The organism is Nocardia nova (genome assembly GCF_002933465.1).
Lineage (GTDB): Bacteria > Actinomycetota > Actinomycetes > Mycobacteriales > Mycobacteriaceae > Nocardia > Nocardia nova_B.
In genome coordinates this window covers 50,614-69,451 of sequence record NZ_PSZE01000030.1, presented here as the reverse complement: position 1 = coordinate 69,451, position 18,838 = coordinate 50,614, and the positions used below count along the sequence as shown (strand labels likewise).

Here is an 18,838-nt window from a genome sequence, read left to right as displayed (position 1 = left end):
CATTTTCGCTACCGACCGCCGCACAGGAAACGAGGTTCAGCGCAGTGGAAAGCCCCAGTCCAGCATCGCGTGCAGGCGGCCGGAAACCACGAGGGGGTATGCGCGTGGCGCTGCATACCGGACGGGCGGCGCGACGCGGCAGGCGGCTCTCGGCGGCGCGAGCAGGCGGTCTGGCGATCATGGTCGCGGGCATCCTCGCCGGATGCGATTCGCAGGTCGGCATCGAGGGCACCGACTATCACAAGCCCGACAATTCCTCCGCGGCAACGCAATCCGCCGCTCTGTCGTCCTCCCATACCCCCGCGCCCGCGCCCCGGGAAACCCCGGCGCCGCCCGAATCCGCGATCGCGGTGGCCCTCGTGACGGCCGATCCGCAGGCCACCGAGGCCATGACCCGCTGGGTGAACGATCTCCAGGAACTCACTCCGGCGGACATGGAAGCCAAGTGCTGGACGATGGCCCCCCGCAACGTCGAGACGATGTACTCCGACAAGTCGGCCATCGAGGCGGCGCTGGCACGGCCGGGCAGCGACAACGGCACCGCCCTCGTGTGGAAGTCGGCGAGCGCAACCGCCGACGCGGTGACCGTCGTCGCCGAGCGAGCGGATATCGCCACCGGATATGCCTGCCCGCGGGTCTACCCCGCCGGCGCCGAGATCGGTTTCGGCACCAGCAGCGAGGCCCAGACCGCCGACGCCCGCCACGTCGTCCGACGCTATCTGTCACGTCAGACAGGACATCCGGTCGACGCGGCGGACCAGGAAAGCTCCCATCCGCTGCTGTGCACCGCCGACACCGCCTGGGATCCGAACGGCAGCGGACGCACATCGCGCCCGCCGCTGGCCACGAATGCGGCCAAGCTCGCCACTCCGACCGCCTTCGCCGACCAGTCGCTCAGTTCCACCGCTCTGAACAGCACCTACCTGTCCATATCGGCCACGGTCACGGCCGGCGGCAGTCAGCAGGAACGGACATACACCGTGAAGGCGACAGACAACGGATACTGCATCGGCGACGTTTCGGCCTGATGCGTGGAAAGCGGGCCGGCATCGTTGCGGTAGCCCGCGACCGCCCGAGCCGGCAGCGGCGCGACGACGGCCCGCCTGCCCTCAGACCAGTTCGGGGACGCGCAGATGCGCGAGGGCGACTTCGAAATCGCCGACTTCGAGCACGTCGACGCCTGCTCGACGGGTTCCCTCGCGGCGCAGGGCGGCAAGCTGCTCGCGATTGCGTTCGACCGCGTCGATGCTGTCGAAGGTCTCGCACGCGACACCGCGTCCGCTCGACCGATCGACCAGCAGACTGGTGCTGCAGAACCCGGGGATCTGTTCCAGCTGCGACGACGCCATGGACTTGTAGGTCTCGATCGCCGTGTCGAACCGGCTCGGATCGTCGGACTTCGCCCACGTGAGCTGGGCACATGCGCCTTCGGGCAGGCGATGATCACGGTGCATGACCGCGACCTCCCACTGCTCGACCCGTGCCGACTCGGCACCGAGCAGCCGGACGGCGCGATCACGCAGCGAGCGCACCCGATCGGCGCTCTCGCGCATCATGTCCTCGGACTCCCACGAGGTCGTCGCGATGCAGCGACCGGATCGGCGGTCGACCAGCAACGACATCCCGACGCAGCCGGGCATGTTCTCCAGGGCCGGCATCACCTCGTCGCGCATATGCGCGATTCCGGCGTCGATGGCGGAGAGCTTGGCTTGAATAGTCGTAGAACGTGCGTACACGGTCCCTTCCTCCGTACTCGGGGCAGCGCCCCGGTGGCGCCACCGTGCACCTCTACACTGCGCCGGTGCGACGGCCGAGGCAATAGCGGCCCTGAGGCCGAGGAAGTCCGTTCAACCGCTACCCTGGGTGGCTGGTAGCCGGGTTCAGGAGGGACTTCTTCGTGCAGATCACCAGCGTCGGACATGCCGGATTCCACATCCGCACCGCGGCCGGGACGATCCTCTGTGATCCGTGGGTCAACCCGGCCTATTTCGCGTCGTGGGTCCCGTTCCCGGACAACACCGGGCTGGACTGGGACGAGCTGGGCAACTGCGATTTCCTCTATGTCTCGCACCTGCACCGCGACCACTTCGACGCGAAGAATCTGCTCGACCACGTGAACAAGGACGCCACCGTCCTGCTGCCGGACTATCCGGTGCCGGATCTGCAGCGCGAGCTGGAGAAGCTGGGCTTTCACAAGTTCTTCGAGACCCGGAACTCGGTCAAGCACACGATCACCGGCCGGGACGGGCACGAACTGGACATCATGATCATCGCGCTGCGGGCGCCGGCCGACGGGCCGATCGGTGATTCGGGTCTGGTCGTCTCCGATCGCGAGACCGTGTGTTTCAACATGAACGACGCGCGGCCGGTGGATATGGACGTCCTGCACGAGCAGTTCGGACATATCGATATCCACCTGCTGCAGTATTCGGGCGCCATCTGGTACCCGATGGTCTACGACATCCCGAGCAAGACCAAGGCGAACTTCGGCAAGCAGAAGCGTCAGCGCGGGATGGACCGTGCGCGCAGCTATATCGAGCAGGTCGGCGCCACCTGGGTGGTGCCCTCGGCCGGACCGCCGGTGTTCCTCGACGACGAGCTGCGCTATCTGAACGACGACGGGGAGAACCGCTACTCCGCCGACAACGGCAATATCTTCCCGGACCAGATGGTTTTCCTGGAGCAGATGCGCGTCCACGGGAATTCCGGTGGCGTGCTGATGATTCCGGGCTCGGTCGCGGATGTGCGAGGTAAGGAACTCGAGCTGACCCATCCGTTCGACCCGGCCGAGATCTACGACGACAAGGCTGGCTACATCGAGCGGATGGCACAGCGCATGGCGCCGGTGCTGGAGCGCGAGAAGGCTTCCTGGGCAACCGAAGACGGAACGCCGCTGCTGCCCCAGCTCAGGGAGCTGTTCGAGCCGATCATGGCGCAGAGCGATGTGATCTGTGATGGCATCGGCTATCCGGTCGGGCTGGTCATGGGCGACGAGACCGTGGTGCTGGACTTCCCGAAGCGTCTGGTGCGCGGGCCGATCGAGGGAGAAGGCAAGTACCGCTACGGGTTCCGCATCGCTCCGCAGCTGGTGCGTACCGTGCTGCGCGACAACGAGCCCGACTGGGTGAACACGATCTTCCTGTCCACCCGCTTCCAGGCGTGGCGGATCGGCGGCTACAACGAATTCCTCTACACCTTCTTCAAATGCCTGACCGACGAGCGCATCGCCTATGCCGACGGCTGGTTCGCCGAGGCACACGACGATTCCGCCTCGTGTGAGCTCGCAGGGTGGGAGGTGCAGCGCCGATGCCCGCACCTCAAAGCTGATCTGTCGAAATTCGGTGTGGTGGAAGGCAATACCCTCACCTGCAACCTGCACGGCTGGCAGTGGGATCTGGAGACCGGGCGGTGCAAGACGTCCAAGGGGCATGAACTTCGTTCCCGCAAGTTGTGAGCAAGGGCGAACTATTCGTGCAAATCCTGGACGAATGAGCGGATTTCCGCGCAGACGGCTCAGCTTTGCACGAATAGTTCACCCGTCCGCCCATCAGCCGGGTGCCAATCGTTCGACCTCCATCGCCAGAGCGTCGGTCAGCGAGATCAGCGCCGCCTTCCCGGCGCCGTAATAGCCGACCGCGGCCATACCGCCGACGGTTCCCATCGAGGTGACTTGGAGGATGCGGCCGTGCCCCTGGGCGCGCAGCTGCGGATCTGCTCCTCGGTCGCCTCCTCGACCACATCAGTGCGGTTCGGCGGTGCGGCCCTGCCCGAGGACGCCGATCGCGGCGGCGAGCAACGTCAGTACGCAGCCGGCGACGGTCAGCATCGACAGCCGGGCGCCCGTCGGCGCGACGACATCCAGGACCACCGAACCGATGAGCTGGCCGGACACCGAGGTCAGGCCGAACAGGAGCACTCCGATCCAGCGCACGATCAGCGCCGCCACCGCGATGAAGAAAACCCCGATCGCCCCGCCGAGATAGAGCCACGGTTCGGTGGGAAAGCCGGTGGGCCAACCGATCCGCGCGAGCTGCGCCGCCTCCACCACCAGCAGGCCCACGGTTCCGGTCGCGAAGTTGATCGTGGTGGCGGGCACGGGCCCGCCGACGGTCGCCAGCCGCCCGTTGACCGCCTGCTGCCACGCCAGGCCGAGACCCGCCAGCGCGGGCAGCGCGACCAGCAGATAGGCCGCACCTGCACCGGATCCGGATTCGCCGCCGGACCGTCCCAGAGCGGCGACACCGACCGCTCCGACGGCCAGTACCGCCGCGCCGAGTCGCACCGGCGTCACGGGCGTCACACCGGCCGGGCCCACGCCCACCCGGTCCACGACGAGTCCGCTGGTCAACTGGCCCGCGACCACGGCGATGGTGAAGGCCGTGACGCCGATCGTGGCCACGGACAAGCCTTGACACGCGACGAAGAACGCACCGCACAGTCCACCCAACAGATGCCACCATCGCAGCGGGCCGGTGCGCACCGAGCGGCGGATCGCGGCCACGCCCGAGCGCATCCGCGCACTGAAACCGCCGACGATCAGAAGCAGAATCAGTCCGGAGCCGAAACTGATGACGGCCGCGGCGATTCCGTCGTTCAACCGATCACCGAGATCGCCGTTGATCCGCGCCTGAACCGCCACACCGGCGCCGCAGCACAGGCCCAGCACCACGCCGATCCAGCGCCGCACGTCGGTTCGTTCACGGACTGCGGTCATATCCGCCACGGTAGTTGGTCCGGACGAGCCGATGCCGCGACCCGAATCGCCCGGCCGCCCGGGTCAGCCCCGATGGCCCAGGCCCTCCGGGTCGAAACCGTTGTTGTCCACCGGGACCCAGCCCTTGGCAGCGAAATCCCGATCGGTCGTCCCGGCGCCGACCAGCCCGCGGTTGGAGTTCATATCACTGATCAGCTCGGAGACCGGATGCGAATCGCTGTAGTGATAGCCCTGGGCGAGCGCGAAGCCGAGTTCGGTCAGCACGGCCGCCTGATACTCCGTTTCCACACCCTCGGCGATTACCTGCAAATCCAGCGATTTGCTCAGCGCCGCAATCACTCCCAGCAGCGGCGGCGCCGGCGAATCGGAGCGGATCGCGGCGACGAAGGACTGGTCGACCTTGAGGATGTCGCTGGGGATGGTGGCCAACCGGCTCAGCGAGGAGTAGCCGGTGCCGAAATCGTCGATGGCGATACGAACGCCGCTGCCGCGCAATCGGTGCAGATTCGCGATGGCGGTCTGGGATTCGGCGGCCAATTCGCTCTCGGTGACCTCGAGGACGAGTTGGTCGGCGGGCCAGCCGGTGTCGGCGAGGATGCCGGAGACCCGGTCGGCGTAGTTGGTCTCGGCCAATTCGAGACCGCTGACGTTGACGTTCAGGGTCAGATCGAGCTGGGCGAAGGTCTGTTGCAACCGGGCCGCATCCGCACACGCACGCCGCAGGACCAGCTCGTCGAGGTCGGAGATCAGGTCGTATTCCTCGGCGACCCGGATCAGCCCCTCGGTGGTGACGTCGGGCTGGGCGTTGGACGACCAGCGCAGCAGCGCCTCCACACCGACCGCTCGGGCGCCGTCCTCACCGAGGCTCACGATGGGCTGGTAGTGCACGTCCAGCGCGCCGGTATCGATGGCCTCGCGCAGTTCGACCGCCAGCGGCAGCTGCCGCGACGATTCCAGCACCGTGCGGTTGCGCCCGGCCTGCTTGGCCCGGTACAGGCCCACATCGGCGCGACTGACCAGCAGCGATCCGGATTCGCCGGGCTGCCAGGAGGTGACACCCGCCGAACATCCCGTGGTGACCGCGGCACGCAGCTGTTCGGTCAGCAGGATCGCGGCCTGTTCGGTGGTGTTGGGCAACAGCAGCGAGAACGCATCGCCGCCGTATCGGGCCAGCACCTGATCCGGGCCCAGCAGCTTCGACCAGGCGTCGCCGACGCGCTGGAGTACGGCATCGCCGGCGCGATGGCCGAGATGATCGTTGATCTTCTGGAACCGGTCCAGGTCGACCAGGACCAACGCGAGTCCCTGACCGGTCCGCCCGGCATGCCCGATGGCGCTGTTGAGCGCGCGATCGAACCCGCGGCGGTTCAACAGCCCGGTGAGTGTGTCGATATCGGCGTCCGAGGCCATCCGGGTGAGGATGCCGACCACGATGCCGGCGCCGACCGTGATTCCGGCCGGGATGATGCCCGACCACCAGGGCAGACCCCGGGACGGCACCACCCACAGACAGAGCACGACCGCGAGCGCCACATGCGCCCCGGCCAGCCGCCAGGTGAAGAAGATCGCGGCATCCGCGGCGACGAAGACGTAGAAGGCGGCGAGCGTGATCGCGCCGATGGTGTTCGGGAACCAGTGCACGGCGATGGTGACCAGCACCGTCGCCATCACGACATACCCGTGGTGCGCCCAGTGCGGCTGGCGAGGACCCCAGATCAGCAGGCTCACGCCGAGCAACAGCGCGACCACAGCGGCCGAGCCGACCAGCGGACGGTTGCCCTCGTTCCCCGGTGCGATGGCAGTGATCAGCAAGCCCAGGACCCCACCCATGACGTAGAACGCCCCGGTGGTCCGAGCCATGAGCATTGCCGTCGCCAGCGCCGATGCCGCCCGAACCTGCGTGCGGATATCGCCGCGAGACCCGAGTCCTCGCACGCCATCCAGCCTAGACAACGCGGTGCATAGCAGTAGTGACAACCGCCGGATTCGAGGCCGAGGTCACCGCGGCGGTGCCGCCATCACTACCGCGGCGGTGCCGCCATCACTACCGCGGCGGTGCCGCCATCACTACCGCGGCGGCTCGAGCACCTCGCGGCCCACGAACGGGACCAGCGCGGCGGGCACCCTGACCGAGCCGTCCGCCTGCTGGTGATTTTCCAATAACGCGACGATCCACCGAGTGGTCGCGAGGGTGCCGTTGAGGGTCGCGGCGATCTGTGGCTTGCCGTTCTCGTCCCGGTAGCGCACCGACAAGCGGCGGGCCTGGAAGGTGGTGCAGTTCGAGGTCGAGGTGAGTTCGCGATAGTTCTGCTGGGTCGGCACCCAGGCCTCGCAGTCGAATTTGCGGGCGGCCGAACTGCCGAGATCGCCACCTGCCACATCGATGACCCGATACGGGACCTCGATCGCGGCGAGCATCTCCTTCTCCCAGTCCAGCAGGCGGCGGTGTTCGGCGTCGGCGTCCTCGGGCCGGCAGTAGACGAACATCTCGACCTTGTCGAACTGGTGTACGCGGATGATGCCACGGGTGTCCTTGCCGTAGCTGCCGGCCTCGCGGCGGAAGCACGACGACCAGCCGGCATAGCGCTTCGGCCCGTCGCTCAGGTCGAGGATCTCGCCCGAGTGGTAGCCGGCCAGCGGGACCTCCGAGGTGCCGACCAGGTACAGATCGTCGTCGTCGAGGTGATAGACCTCGGCCGAATGCTGGCCCAGGAATCCCGTTCCGGCCATGATCTCCGGCCGCACCAGCACCGGCGGGATCATCATCGTGAAGCCGTTGGCGACCGCGCGCTGGGCCGCGAGTTGCAGCAGGCCCAGTTGCAGCAGGGCGCCGTAGCCGGTCAGGAAGTAGAAGCGGGCGCCCGAGACCTTGGCGCCACGTTCCATATCGATCAGCCCGAGCGCCTCACCGAGGTCGAGATGGTCGCGCGGGGAAAAGTCGAATTCGGTGGGAGTGCCCACTGTTTCGAGCAGCACGAAATCGTCCTCGCCGCCCGCGGGCGCGCCCTCCTGCACGACGTTCGAGATCGCGCGGTGGGCGGTGTCCAGTTCGGCGTCGGCCGCGTTCTCGGCGGCCTCGGCCTCCTTCACCTTCGCCGACAACTCCTGCGCATGCGCCAGCAGCGTCGCGCGCTCATCCGGGGACGCCTTACCGACCTTCTTACCCAGCGTCTTCTGTTCCGCGCGCAGGTTGTCCGCCGTCGCGACCGCGGCGCGGCGGGCGGCATCCGCCTCGAGCAGGGCATCCACCAGCGCCGGGTCCTCACCGCGGGCACGCTGCGAGGCACGGACCGCTTCGGGATTCTCGCGCAGGAATCGGAGGTCGATCATGGACAATCAGCCTAGTGGGAGGTGTCCACCGCATTTTCTGAGGATCCGGTGAAATCCGAACCGATCATGGCAGGCCCCGTGCGGGGCCTGCCATGATGGACGGCGATGTCCTCCGACGATGGGGCGCCAGCGGCGCCGGAACCGGGAAACGAAGAATCCGACACGCCTCGCCGCAGGCGTGCCGGGGCGAAACGTCGCCGCCCGTTGTCGGGCGCCGGAAATCGCTTGGGGCAGGATGGCAAGGCGTTGCATCCGCATCGGCTGCGGTGGGGATTGCTCGCGGTCGCCGTCGGTGCCGTGGTAGCGGCGCTGGTGACGCTGTCCATCTCGGGGTTTCGCAGTTCGCACGGGCTGGAGGCGCACGATCCGGGATCGGGCAAACCGCCCGCCGGCCGTGCCGACGCCGCCTTCGGCGCCGCCAAGACCGGCGACTGCCTCACCTGGACCAGCACCAAAACCCTGGACCTGACCAAGGTCAACTGCGCCGACAAACATCTGTTCGAGGTCACCGCCGACATCGACCTGAGCAAATATCCGGGTCGCGAATTCGGGCCGGGCTCGGCCTTCCCCGATTCGCTGCGCTTCGGCGAGCTGCGCGACGAACACTGCGCATCGGCCGCGGCCGCCTACCTCGGTGGCCGGCTCGACCCGCGGGGGCGGTTCGTGGTCGGCATGGTCAACCCGGGTGAACCGGGCTGGCGCAATGGCGATCGGACCATCCGGTGCGGGTTGCAGTTGGTGAGCGCCACGGGCAGCGCCACCCAGCAGACCGTGGGGCGGGTGCGCGACAGCGACCAGTCCCGCGTCTTCGATCCGGGCACCTGCATCGGCATCAATCAGAACCTGCCCACCAACGAACCGGTCCCCTGCGGCCAGCCGCACGCCTATGAGGTGATGTCGACGGTGGATCTCGGCACCCACTTCACCGGCGGCCCGCCGGCCAACGCCGATCAGGACAAGTTCATGCAGGACGAATGTGGCCGCGCCGCAGGCGATTACCTCGGCGGTCAGGACGTGCTGATCAACAAGACGCTGACCATCTTCTGGGACAACCTCGACGCCCGCAGCTGGCTGGTCGGCAGCCATAAGCTGAATTGCCTGGTGGGCAAGGGCTCTCAGGACGGTTTCGCGACGATCACCGGATCGGCCAAGGGCGATGTGCTGATCGACGGCCAGGCGCCGGTGCCGCCGCCGAGTTCCGGGCGTTCCACCCCGGCGCCGCTGCCGGGTGCGGCCCCCGCGCCGATTCCGCCGCAGCGCTGACGCCATGCCGGTGTCGATGTCGGAGAGCCGGTTCGAAGAACTGGTCGGCGATGCGCTGGATACGATTCCGCCCGCGCTCACCCAGGCGATCGAGAACGTCGTGGTGTTGATCGAAGCCCGCAATCCGGAGGATCCGCATCTGCTCGGGCTGTATCACGGCATCGCCCTGACCGACCGGGTGGACAGTCAGTACGGCGGCGCGCTGCCGGACACCGTCACCATCTACCGCGACACGATTCTGGAAATGTGCGACGACGAACGGCAGGTCGTCGAGGAAGTGGCCATCACTGTGATCCATGAGATAGCTCACTATTTCGGGATTGACGAAGAACGACTGCATCAGTTGGGATGGGGCTAGTCTTTACGCGCGTAGCGGGTAAAGTCGAATCGATTCGTGACTCGAGGGAACCGAACCGGGGGCCATCGCGTCCAATCATCTCGTAGGGGGAATTCTCGTGGTTCCACCGACGGGTCTGCCGGATCCTCTGTGCCGGAACAGCACTGGGGGCTCGGGCAGCCTCGACACTTGCACAGCCGCCACAAGAAGGAGTTCGAGTCATGGTTGGTTTGCTCGGTGTACAGCCCGAAGTCGTCCTCGCGGCCTCGGCGGAACTCGATCTGCTCGCCGAACGTCTCACGGCCGCCACCGCTTTGAGTGGTCCGGCCACCCACGTCGTCCCCGCCGGCGCCGAAGAGGTGTCCCTCGCCGCGGCAACCCATCTGAACGAGGGTGCACTCAGCCACGATCGCGCGGCCGCGCAGGCCATCCTCGAGTTGCATCACGCGGCCGCGATCCTGCGCCAGCAATTGGCCTCCTATATCGCCCAGGACGCGGTCAACGCGGCCGGCACCGCCGCCATCCAGTTCTGACCGGCGCCGATCCTTTACCACACCATTCGTTCAGGGGAGAGACAATGACTGCAGGGATCACCGGAATCTACTGGTTGCCCCGGCTGGCCGAGGGCAATTCGAGTTTGCTGACCGCGGGTCCGCATGCCGTTCCGGCCGCTGCCGCGGCCACGGCATGGGGTGGGCTGACGGCGGCGTGGGTCGATGCGACCGCGACCGTCACCCGGGTCATGGCCGAACTAGGTGTCGGCATGATCGGCCTCAACGGCGCCGTCGCACTGACCAAACTCGCCGGCTTCACCGGCTGGGCCGAACAGCAGGGCGTGCAGGCGGCGGCGATGGCGGCCAAGGCCTCCGCACACGCCACCGCCAATACCGTTGCCACCCTTGCCATGCCGAGTCTGCCGGAGATCGCCGCGGTGGACGCCGCGCGCGTCGCGGCGCATGCTCACGGCGGCGATCTGGACGGTAGCGCCGAGGCGGCCGAAGCCGCCAAGGCCGCACTGGATGTGCAGGCCGCCCTGGTCATGGACACCTACGAGTCCACGGTCGAGGCCATGACGGCGACTCCGGCCGAATTCCTGACGCCGCCGCCGATCGCGGCGGGCGCCGGACTGGCCGACAACGGCTCCGAGGCGGCTTCGCAGAACACCAGCAGTGACCCGGTGCAGACCGCCATCGGTGTGGCGCAGGCACTCGCGACCGATCCGGGCGTGGTCAGTGCCGCGACCCAAGCGGCCAATGTCGCCGGATCGGTGGCCTCGACGGGTGTGTCCACGGTGGGCAATGTGGCCGGTACCGCGATCGCCGCGGCCACCAGCCATGCCGCGCCGGCCGCGAGCATGTCGCCGATGATGATGGGCGGCATCGGTGGTGTCGCCGCCGCCGGTGGGGCCGCGACCGCCACTCGCGCCGTGTCCTTCGGTGGAAGCACCGTCGGCATCGGCAATGGCGCCGGCACGCTGCAACTTCCCGAGGGCTGGGGCGCCGGCAGTGTGATCGGTGGTCCGGCCGCGACCGCGCCGGTGGCGGAGACGGCACCCGTCGCGCAGATGGGCGCACCGGCGCCGGCCCGCGCGAACAACGCTGCCGGTAACCCGCTGCTGGGCCGCCAGGTGAACAGCGACGATGACGAGGGCGAGCACCAGGGCAACGATTACCTGCGCGGTGAGCACTTCGCCGACGGCCGGGTCATCGCGCCCGGTGTCATCGGAGCGGACCCGGTCGCGGGAGCGCGCTAAGTGACCGTACTCGGCGCCGGCCGCGGGCCGTCGATGCTCGAGTCCGTCGTGTTGTCGCTCGACGAGATGCAGTTTCTGCTCGAGAAACTGGAGATCGACGAGGTGCCGGTGGTGCTCGATGCGATGGGCCGCTACGACAACGTCGTCGACCACGACCGGGCGATGACCGCGGCCGCCGAATCGCTCACCGCGCGTGAGTTACTCGTCGACGGAGTCGTCCATCACGACCTGGAAGACCGGCTGCGCGGGCTGTACCGCCCGCACTGGGTGATCTCGATGCGCTGGTACGTCGGCGACCGAGTGAACCGATTCTGCCTCGCCAAGGGCGACAACCTCGACGTCGTCGCCCTGCGCGGGCCGAATTCCTACAGCATCGACGAGGCCGGACACGACCTGCCGGGCACGATCATGGCGGCGCTGGGTCCGGCGGAGGCGCTCGAGCTCAGCGGAATGAACGTCCTGACCGAGGAACTCAAGCCGATTCTCGGTGATGCCGGGGACGCCGCGACCACCGCGCAGCGCCTGGGCCGAGTGGGGCGGCCGCCCCGCGACGCGCAGGCGCTGGCCTCGGCGCTGGTCGAAATCCATTCACACGCTTCGATCGTCGGTGTGGTGTACAACGATGCTAGCCGCGACATCTCCGACGGGATGATCGCGGTGTACAACACCCGCAACGGGCGATTCATCGGGGTCACCACCCGCTCCGACGACGAGGTCATGTGGACCTCGCTGGCAAGCGGGACACCGGGCCGATTGCGGACCGCGATCAAGGACCTCATCGAAAAGCTACCGCTCCGCGAGGACTTCAAGCCGACGACGCGCGGAGTCGGCTAACCCATCGGGTCGTCGGCGTTCGGTTCGACCTTGTATCCGAACGGCGGGGTGTAACGGCCCCAGCGGACGCAGGTCCAACCGCCGTCGGCGGTCGGTGCCAGTTCGATGGTCTCGGTGTTGTCCAAATGGTTGTTCGTCGTGAACGGCGGTGCGACGCCGGTGAGTTCACGGGCCGCCAGTCGCATCGCGGCGCCGTGACTGACCAGCAGCACGTCGCGCGAATTCGAACCGGGGAGCAGGTAGGCGTCCCGGAGTTGTTCCAGCACGGGCAGATACCGGTCGAGGACCTCCTCGCCGGATTCGCCGCCCGGCAGCCGCGTATTCAGCTCGCCCAGATGCCAGGACCGGTAGACACGCTGGAATTCCCGATGCGCCGCTTCGGAATTCTGCCCCTCCAGTTCGCCGACCTGTACCTCGTACACGCCGTCGACCACCTCGGCCGCCACACCGGTCACCGATTCGATATGGCCTGCGGTTTGCTGAGCACGCAGCGCCAGCGAGGAGTACAACCGCACCGGCGGTACCGCCAACCGCGCGGCGAACGACTTGGCTTGAGCCACACCGCGTTCGGTGAGCGGTAGACCGGGGACGCGGGTATCCAGAAGTTTCGCGACGTTGCCCTCGGTCTCGCCGTGACGGACCAGCACCAACTTGCCGGAACCGCGGACGGGATCGCGGGTCGCACCGGTTTCGGTCATGAGGCATCCACCCCCCTTTTCACATCGTCCAACCAGGCCGCCGCCGGCTCGTCGGCGGGCGGCGGCGAACCACTCGGTGAACTGGCCGGCCACGAGCCCAGATAGCGGATCCGCCCGGCGGTCCGGTGCAGCGCTTTCAGGGCCTCGGCGACGGCGGTGTCGTCGATATGGCCGACACAATCCAGATAGAAGCGATAGGTACCCATCCCGGTGCGGGTCGGCCGGGATTCGATCCGGGTCAGATCGACACCGCGAGTAGCGAATTCGGCGAAAACCCGCATCAGCGAACCGGGTTCGTTCGCCAATTCGAGCACCACCAGCGAGGTGCGGTCGGCGCCAGTACGGGCCGGCGCCTCGCGCGGTGGAGTAACCAGCACGAAACGGGTGATGGCCTGGTCGTGGTCGGCGACGCCGGTGGCCAGTTCGATGAGGTTCAGGCGCTGACCGGCCAGCGTGGTCGAGACCGCGGCATCGGCATGGCCGGCCACGACATCCTCGGCCGCGGCCGCGTTGGAGGCCGAGGTGTACAGCGCTGCCTGCGGCATCCGCTCCACCAGCCACAACCGCACCTGCGCGGCCGCCACCGGATAGGCCGCGACGGTGCGCACCCGCGACAGTTCCATACCGGGTTTCGCCACGATCGTGAACGCCACGTCGAGCTCGGTTTCGGCGATGATCTGCAGCCGCGGACCTACCGCGAGGGCGTCCAGTGTCGCCGAGATGGAACCCTCGACCGAGCTCTCGATCGGCACCACCGCGCCGTCGGCCGCACCGGACCGGATCATCTCGAGTGCCGCTCCCTGACTGGGCGCGGCGATCCGCTCGACCGGCTCGTCGAAGGCCCCGTCCGATTCGAGTCGGGCCAGGGCCATCTCGGTGAAAGTTCCCGACGGTCCGAAATAGGCGATACGCGGCACGGATACGACATTACTGGCAGTTGGCAGCGCGCTCGCCGTTTGTGCGTACCCAGCGGTAACAGCCCAGGTCGTAGCGGCGGAGCGATCAGGGGGTCAGCACCCGCAGCGCCGCCGTCACCGCCTCCACCCGTTCGGTTTCGACGGCCAGCAGCACCTCGCGCAGCGCCTGAACGGCCGGCGCGGACAAGCCGCGCAGGAATTCGATATCGGGGCTGGTCAGTGCCGTCCGGATGTTCTCGCCGCACAACGCGGCCACCGTAGCGGCGACGATCGCCACCGCCCGCTCGCCCGAGGCGGTCGCGGCGACGAATCCGGTATCGGAATGTGCCACTCCGACCAGGAATTCGGCGACGCGCTCATCGGGCAGGGTCAGGTCGAGCACCGGCGCCTGGGGATTCGCCGACGGCGGCCGGACCAGCCCGTCCACCAGATCGGACGGGCCCGTGGTGGGCACGCTCAGCGACAGCAGAACGGGTTCGGAGGCAGGCGTCGAATCGTGCGGCACATTTCCACCGTAGCGAGCGCAATGCTTGCGCAACGACGGGCCGTGACTTAGCTTAGGTTTACCTAATTATTCGCCATATCCATCCTGGGTCTTTGACTGGAGGTCTGTATGCGCCGCACGATCACGTCCGCCGCTCCATCCGCCGCAGAGCGGATCCGCAGTGCGTGCGCCCATGCCGAGAGTTCCGTACTAGCCCTGCCCGGCACCGATCCGATTCCCACTACCGTGCATCATCTGCGGGCGTGCGGCGATGTGGTCGTCGCCGTCGCGCGCAATTCGGCGGCGGTCGCCGCCGCGGCGGCCGAGGTCGGTTCACCGGGCGTGCTGGAGCTGGCCGACCACGCACCCCTGGCGTTGCGCGAGCCCGTGCGTGCGCTCGTCTGGCTGCGCGGGCGGGTGCGGGCGGTACCCGGACATGCCCAGCGCGCCTTGGCATCTCAGGTCGCGAGCGAATATCCGCATCCCGGACTGCTCGATGTCGGTCACACCAGCACCCTGCTGCGAGTGGTGCTGGAATCGGCCGTCGTCGCCGATTCCGCCGGCGCCGAATCGGTCTGCCCGCACGATCTGCGCAGCGCCGACGCCGACCCGTTCTGGGAGCTGGAGGCGGCCTGGTTGCAACATATGGACTCCGATCACGCGGATGTGATCGCCCGGCTGGCCCGCCATCTGCCGGTCCGGCTTCGAGGTGGTTCGGTGCGGCCGCTGGCCATCGACCGCTACGGCGTCACGCTCCGGGTCGAGGGACCCGACGCCGATCACGATGTGCGCCTCCCGTTCCACGCGCCGGTGGACGATGTGCAGTCGCTGAGCCGCGCGGTGCGGATCCTCGCCGGTTGCCCGTTCTTCGACCGCATGCACGGCTCCGATCGCTCCGCCTGAGAGCACGGCCGGATACGCGGCTCGCGGCGGAGCACCCCTAGATTGTTCCTATGGTTCCGGGTGATCGTTTCGCAGCTACCTGGCCCGATCCCACTGCGGAGCGCGACCGGTTCGCAGTCCGGGTGGAGATCGCGATCGTCCTGGTCGTCACCTTCGGGACGAGCGGGGCCGGTGCGGCACTGTCGCTGCTGGAAAGCGCGCTGGCACCGGGCGGAATCGGCGGGCAGCAGGTCGCGCTGAATCCCTCGCGGGCCGCGCAGTCGACGATCGATCTGCTGTTTCAGCTGTTGAGCGTCGCACGACTGATCGGCTGGGGTGCGCTGGGACTGTATCTGTTGTGGCGCAGCGGAATCGGGCCGCGACTGGTCGGGCTGGCGCGGCTGCGGTGGCGTGGTGACGTGGTCCCCGGCCTCGTCCTCGCCGCGGTGATCGGCCTGCCCGGACTGGGTCTGTATCTGGCCGCCCATGCGCTGGGGCTCAGCGTGACGATCGTGCCCAGTTCCCTGCACGACCACTGGTGGCGATTGCCGGTGCTGGTGCTCTCGGCCATCGCGAATGCCGTGGCCGAGGAGATCATCGTCGTCGGGTATCTGATCAGCCGGCTGCGCACGCTCGGATGGTCGGAGAACCGATCACTGGCCGCGTCGGCGCTCCTGCGTGGCAGTTATCACCTCTATCAGGGGTTGGGCGGTGGCCTCGGCAATCTGGTGATGGGGGTGATCTTCGGCCGGTACTGGCAGCGGACCGGACGGCTGTGGCCGCTGATCCTGGCGCACGCGACGATCGATTCGGTCGCCTACATCGGCTACACCGCGTTGCACGGCCACGTCTCCTGGCTGCCGTAAGATCGCGCGACCTGCGGGAATCAGCCACATTCACCCCCGCGGACGCATTGTGCCGACCGGCACAACGCCCCGGTCAGTACCATCTCGGTGGTGAACGGCGACGACCCCCAGCAGTATCCGCGGACCCGCCGGGTGCCGCCGCCGGATCGGCACGGGCACGATCCGCGAGTTCCGCCCGGTTCCGGACGGCCGATGCCACCCGGCTCGGGCCGCCCGCCGACTTCGGGTCGTCCCCCCGGCTCAGGTCGGCCGCTGCCGCCCGGATCGGGCCATCCGCCCGGGCGCCCGCCGATCGAACCGACCCAGGTGATCCGCCGCGACGGCAGCAATCCACCGCTGGCCTGGTCACAGGTGCCGAGCAGTCCGGCCCGGCAGCGCGGTAACCCGCCGCCCTTCGACCACGGCGTCGCACCCGGCGGCGAACCGCCCACCCACGCTCCGACGCAGCGCCCGGTTCCGTACCGGGAACCACCGCCGCCGCCCCCGGCGCGTCCCCGCCGCACCGAACGCCCGCCGCGCGAACCACGGGCGCCGCGGGCCCGCCGGAAACGGCATTGGGGCAGGTGGTTGCTGATTCTGCTGCTCATCATCGTTCTGCTGCCGGTCGCCGGGGTGATCTATCTGGATCGCTCACTGCACCGTATCGACGCTCTGTCCGCCGGCTATCCCGACCGCGTCGCGCAGACGGCCGGCACCAACTGGCTGCTCACCGGATCCGACACCCGCGTCGGTCTGACGCCGGAACAGGAGAAGGAGCTGTCGACCGGCGACAGCGCCGATGCCGGTGGTGAGCGCAGCGACACCATCATGCTCGTGCACATCCCGAAATCCGGTGCGCCGACCGTGGTGAGCTTGCCGCGCGATTCGTATGTGAGCATTCCTGGTGTCGGCAAGGACAAACTCAACGCGGCATTCGCCGCCGGCGGCCCGAAATTGCTGGTGCAGACCGTCGAGAACGCGACCGGCCTGCGGATCGATCATTTCGCCGAGATCGGCTTCGGCGGTTTCGCGGGCATGGTCGATTCACTCGGCGGTATCGATATGTGCCTGCCCGATGCGATCGACGATCCGAAGGCCGGCATCGACCTTCCGGCGGGATGCCAGCATCTGTCCGGCCCCCAGGCACTCGGCTTCGTGCGTACCCGCGCCACGCCCCGAGCGGATCTGGACCGCATGAACAATCAGCGGCTGTTCCTTTCCGCACTGCTGGAGAAAGCGACCAGCGCCGGTACGCTCGCCAATCCGTTGAAGGTGTGGCCGCTGGCTCGCGATGTGGCGTCTTCGCTGCAGGTCGACAAGGGTGATCACATCTGGGATCTCGGCCGGTTGGGCTGGGCGCTGCACGGTAAGACGATTGCCACCACCGTGCCGATCGGCGGTTTCACCGACGAGTCGGGCTCGGGCAACGTGCTGCTGTGGGACAAGGATCGGGCGAGCCGATTCTTCGATGCGCTGGCACACGACCAGGCGATCCCGGACGATCTGCTCACCCGGTAGCGTCGGGGGCATGTCCGGTACCGGCCCCTTCCCCGAACTCCTGCGCGCGCAGATACGGCACGAATTCACCGCCTCGCAGCAATATCTCGCCGCCGCCGTCTATTTCGACGCGCAGCGGCTGCCGCAGCTGGCACGAATTTGCTATATGGGCGCGGAGGACAAACGCGCCCATGCCCTGCGGATGGTGCAGTATCTGCTCGACCGGGATGTCGCCGTCACGGTCACGGGTACCGACGAGGTGCGTTCGGAATTCGAATCGCCTTCGGCCACCGTGGAATTCCTGCTGGCTCGCGAACGGGAGCTGACCGATCGCATCACCACGCTGACCCGGACCGCCCGTGATGCGGGCGATTATCTCGGCGAACAGTCCGTCCGCTGGTTTCTCGAAGACCAGCTCGAGAAGGTGGCTCGGCTCACCACACTGGTGGCGGTCTGCGAGCGTGCGGCCGGCAATCTCTTCGACATCGAGCAGTTCGTGGCGCGCGAGATTCCGGCCACACGAGCGCCCGATGCCTCCGCTCCGAAACCCGCGGGAAGCGCGCGGCGATGAAATGCGGGCAAGTCCGAAATCGCAGGCAGTCGACGAATTCACCGAATGCGGCCGCGCCGCAGGGGCGACGCCGACAACTAAGGCAACACTTGCCTCATTAAGGGTGTACTTGGATGACAGCCGAACTTGACCAGCACTAATGTCGGGCCCATGTCCAGCCACTCCGATTTCTCGCACAGCAAATTTCACGCCCTGCTCCACGATCAGATCAGGCATGAATTCAATGCCGAGCACCAGTACATCGCGATCGCGGTGTGGTTCGACAACGCCGATCTGCCGGTTCTGGCAAAACACTTCTATGCCCAGGCCATCGAGGAACGCAATCACGCGATGATGATCGTGCGGTACTTCCTCGATCGGGATATGAGCGTCGAACTCTCCGGAGTCGACGCCGCGGTTTCGCAATTCGAGAATGTGCGCGAGCCGATCCAATTGGCGCTGCGGCAGGAGAAGACGGTCACCGAGCAGATCATCCAGCTGGCCAGCACCGCCCGCGAGGAGGGCGACTACCTGGGCGAGCAGTTCATGCAGTGGTTCCTGAAGGAACAGGTCGAAGAGGTCGCGCGGATGACCACACTACTGACCGTCGCCGACCGGGCCGGATCGAATCTGTTCGATCTCGAATATTTCGTCTCCCGCGAGATGAGTGGACCGAGCGATGCGTCCGGGGCGCCCTCGGCGGCCGGCGGAAATATCTGACGCCGCACGAATAG

20 protein-coding genes are annotated in these 18,838 nt (G+C 67.6%); 12 read left to right on the top strand and 8 right to left on the bottom strand.

Annotated features, from left to right (window positions below):
- Positions 1-98 precede the first annotated feature (98 nt).
- Positions 99-1,028, top strand: a complete 930-nt coding sequence (locus tag C5E41_RS27300; protein WP_104378606.1) for a hypothetical protein — start codon at positions 99-101, stop codon at positions 1,026-1,028.
- Between the two features lie 81 nt (positions 1,029-1,109).
- Here C5E41_RS27300 and C5E41_RS27295 read toward each other — a convergent pair whose 3' ends face one another.
- Positions 1,110-1,736, bottom strand: coding sequence for a hypothetical protein (locus C5E41_RS27295; RefSeq protein ID WP_104378605.1), 627 nt, complete (start codon positions 1,734-1,736; stop codon positions 1,110-1,112).
- 161 nt (positions 1,737-1,897) lie between these two features.
- On the opposite strand from C5E41_RS27295, the gene C5E41_RS27290 reads away from it, so the two are divergent.
- Complete coding sequence (locus C5E41_RS27290) at positions 1,898-3,454, top strand: Rieske 2Fe-2S domain-containing protein (RefSeq protein WP_104378604.1); 1,557 nt, start codon at positions 1,898-1,900, stop codon at positions 3,452-3,454.
- Positions 3,455-3,547: 93 nt separating this feature from the next.
- On the opposite strand, the gene C5E41_RS27285 is transcribed toward C5E41_RS27290, so the two are convergent.
- The 4 genes from C5E41_RS27285 to serS all read right to left on the bottom strand — a co-directional run bounded on the left by C5E41_RS27285 (position 3,548) and on the right by serS (position 8,044).
- Positions 3,548-3,661, bottom strand: coding sequence for a hypothetical protein (locus tag C5E41_RS27285; RefSeq protein WP_439956353.1), 114 nt, complete (start codon positions 3,659-3,661; stop codon positions 3,548-3,550).
- Between the two features lie 78 nt (positions 3,662-3,739).
- A complete protein-coding gene (locus C5E41_RS27280; protein WP_104378602.1) occupies positions 3,740-4,714 on the bottom strand; it encodes a DMT family transporter in 975 nt (324 codons plus the stop codon).
- Positions 4,715-4,777: 63 nt separating this feature from the next.
- Positions 4,778-6,649, bottom strand: coding sequence for a putative bifunctional diguanylate cyclase/phosphodiesterase (locus tag C5E41_RS27275; RefSeq protein WP_258081291.1), 1,872 nt, complete (start codon positions 6,647-6,649; stop codon positions 4,778-4,780).
- Positions 6,650-6,781: 132 nt separating this feature from the next.
- Positions 6,782-8,044, bottom strand: coding sequence for a serine--tRNA ligase (gene serS / locus C5E41_RS27270; protein WP_104378600.1), 1,263 nt, complete (start codon positions 8,042-8,044; stop codon positions 6,782-6,784).
- Positions 8,045-8,149: 105 nt separating this feature from the next.
- Here serS and C5E41_RS27265 point away from each other — a divergent pair, with 105 nt between their 5' ends.
- From C5E41_RS27265 to C5E41_RS27245, 5 genes are all read left to right on the top strand, one after another.
- On the top strand, positions 8,150-9,307 hold the full coding sequence (locus C5E41_RS27265; RefSeq protein WP_104378599.1) for a septum formation family protein: 1,158 nt from the start codon (positions 8,150-8,152) through the stop codon (positions 9,305-9,307).
- A gap of 4 nt (positions 9,308-9,311) precedes the next feature.
- Positions 9,312-9,665, top strand: coding sequence for a metallopeptidase family protein (locus tag C5E41_RS27260; protein ID WP_104378598.1), 354 nt, complete (start codon positions 9,312-9,314; stop codon positions 9,663-9,665).
- Positions 9,666-9,865: 200 nt separating this feature from the next.
- Positions 9,866-10,177 carry a PE family protein gene (locus C5E41_RS27255; RefSeq protein ID WP_104378597.1) on the top strand — a complete coding sequence of 104 codons (312 nt, stop codon included), beginning with the start codon at positions 9,866-9,868 and terminating at the stop codon, positions 10,175-10,177.
- A gap of 44 nt (positions 10,178-10,221) precedes the next feature.
- Complete coding sequence (locus C5E41_RS27250; protein WP_104378596.1) at positions 10,222-11,397, top strand: PPE domain-containing protein; 1,176 nt, start codon at positions 10,222-10,224, stop codon at positions 11,395-11,397.
- Complete coding sequence (locus C5E41_RS27245) at positions 11,398-12,231, top strand: ESX secretion-associated protein EspG (RefSeq protein ID WP_104378595.1); 834 nt, start codon at positions 11,398-11,400, stop codon at positions 12,229-12,231.
- Here C5E41_RS27245 and C5E41_RS27240 read toward each other — a convergent pair.
- The 3 genes from C5E41_RS27240 to C5E41_RS27230 form a co-directional block, all read right to left on the bottom strand.
- Positions 12,228-12,929 (bottom strand): histidine phosphatase family protein, encoded by a 702-nt coding sequence (locus C5E41_RS27240; protein WP_104378594.1) that lies wholly within the window; start codon positions 12,927-12,929, stop codon positions 12,228-12,230. The two genes, C5E41_RS27245 and C5E41_RS27240, sit on opposite strands and share 4 nt — an antisense overlap.
- Positions 12,926-13,846 carry a prephenate dehydratase gene (gene pheA, locus C5E41_RS27235; RefSeq protein ID WP_104378593.1) on the bottom strand — a complete coding sequence of 307 codons (921 nt, stop codon included), beginning with the start codon at positions 13,844-13,846 and terminating at the stop codon, positions 12,926-12,928. Before pheA ends, C5E41_RS27240 begins: the two co-directional genes overlap by 4 nt.
- An 85-nt stretch (positions 13,847-13,931) precedes the next feature.
- A complete protein-coding gene (locus C5E41_RS27230) occupies positions 13,932-14,351 on the bottom strand; it encodes a hypothetical protein (RefSeq protein WP_104378592.1) in 420 nt (139 codons plus the stop codon).
- Positions 14,352-14,459: 108 nt separating this feature from the next.
- Between C5E41_RS27230 and C5E41_RS27225 the strand changes: the two genes are divergently transcribed.
- The 5 genes from C5E41_RS27225 to C5E41_RS27205 all read left to right on the top strand — a co-directional run bounded on the left by C5E41_RS27225 (position 14,460) and on the right by C5E41_RS27205 (position 18,824).
- Positions 14,460-15,233 (top strand): DUF2470 domain-containing protein, encoded by a 774-nt coding sequence (locus C5E41_RS27225; protein ID WP_104378591.1) that lies wholly within the window; start codon positions 14,460-14,462, stop codon positions 15,231-15,233.
- Between the two features lie 50 nt (positions 15,234-15,283).
- On the top strand, positions 15,284-16,078 hold the full coding sequence (locus C5E41_RS27220) for a CPBP family intramembrane glutamic endopeptidase (RefSeq protein ID WP_104378590.1): 795 nt from the start codon (positions 15,284-15,286) through the stop codon (positions 16,076-16,078).
- A 306-nt stretch (positions 16,079-16,384) separates the two neighbouring features.
- Positions 16,385-17,575 (top strand): LCP family protein, encoded by a 1,191-nt coding sequence (locus C5E41_RS27215; protein WP_439956361.1) that lies wholly within the window; start codon positions 16,385-16,387, stop codon positions 17,573-17,575.
- Positions 17,576-17,585: 10 nt separating this feature from the next.
- Positions 17,586-18,125, top strand: a complete 540-nt coding sequence (locus C5E41_RS27210) for a ferritin (RefSeq protein ID WP_104378589.1) — start codon at positions 17,586-17,588, stop codon at positions 18,123-18,125.
- Positions 18,126-18,275: 150 nt separating this feature from the next.
- The gene (locus C5E41_RS27205) at positions 18,276-18,824 is read left to right on the top strand and encodes a ferritin (protein WP_104378588.1); all 549 of its coding nucleotides are present in this window, start codon (positions 18,276-18,278) and stop codon (positions 18,822-18,824) included.
- Positions 18,825-18,838: the final 14 nt, after the last annotated feature.

Coding starts and splice junctions, on each gene's coding strand:
- C5E41_RS27285 (WP_439956353.1), bottom strand. CDS start 3,661: ATGGGAACCGTCGGCGGTATGGCCGCGGTCGGCTATTACGGCGCCGGG.
- C5E41_RS27210 (WP_104378589.1), top strand. CDS start 17,586: ATGTCCGGTACCGGCCCCTTCCCCGAACTCCTGCGCGCGCAGATACGG.
- serS (WP_104378600.1), bottom strand. CDS start 8,044: ATGATCGACCTCCGATTCCTGCGCGAGAATCCCGAAGCGGTCCGTGCC.
- C5E41_RS27255 (WP_104378597.1), top strand. CDS start 9,866: ATGGTTGGTTTGCTCGGTGTACAGCCCGAAGTCGTCCTCGCGGCCTCG.
- C5E41_RS27260 (WP_104378598.1), top strand. CDS start 9,312: ATGCCGGTGTCGATGTCGGAGAGCCGGTTCGAAGAACTGGTCGGCGAT.
- C5E41_RS27205 (WP_104378588.1), top strand. CDS start 18,276: ATGTCCAGCCACTCCGATTTCTCGCACAGCAAATTTCACGCCCTGCTC.
- C5E41_RS27300 (WP_104378606.1), top strand. CDS start 99: ATGCGCGTGGCGCTGCATACCGGACGGGCGGCGCGACGCGGCAGGCGG.
- C5E41_RS27250 (WP_104378596.1), top strand. CDS start 10,222: ATGACTGCAGGGATCACCGGAATCTACTGGTTGCCCCGGCTGGCCGAG.
- C5E41_RS27240 (WP_104378594.1), bottom strand. CDS start 12,929: ATGACCGAAACCGGTGCGACCCGCGATCCCGTCCGCGGTTCCGGCAAG.
- C5E41_RS27280 (WP_104378602.1), bottom strand. CDS start 4,714: ATGACCGCAGTCCGTGAACGAACCGACGTGCGGCGCTGGATCGGCGTG.
- C5E41_RS27220 (WP_104378590.1), top strand. CDS start 15,284: ATGGTTCCGGGTGATCGTTTCGCAGCTACCTGGCCCGATCCCACTGCG.
- C5E41_RS27265 (WP_104378599.1), top strand. CDS start 8,150: ATGTCCTCCGACGATGGGGCGCCAGCGGCGCCGGAACCGGGAAACGAA.
- C5E41_RS27225 (WP_104378591.1), top strand. CDS start 14,460: ATGCGCCGCACGATCACGTCCGCCGCTCCATCCGCCGCAGAGCGGATC.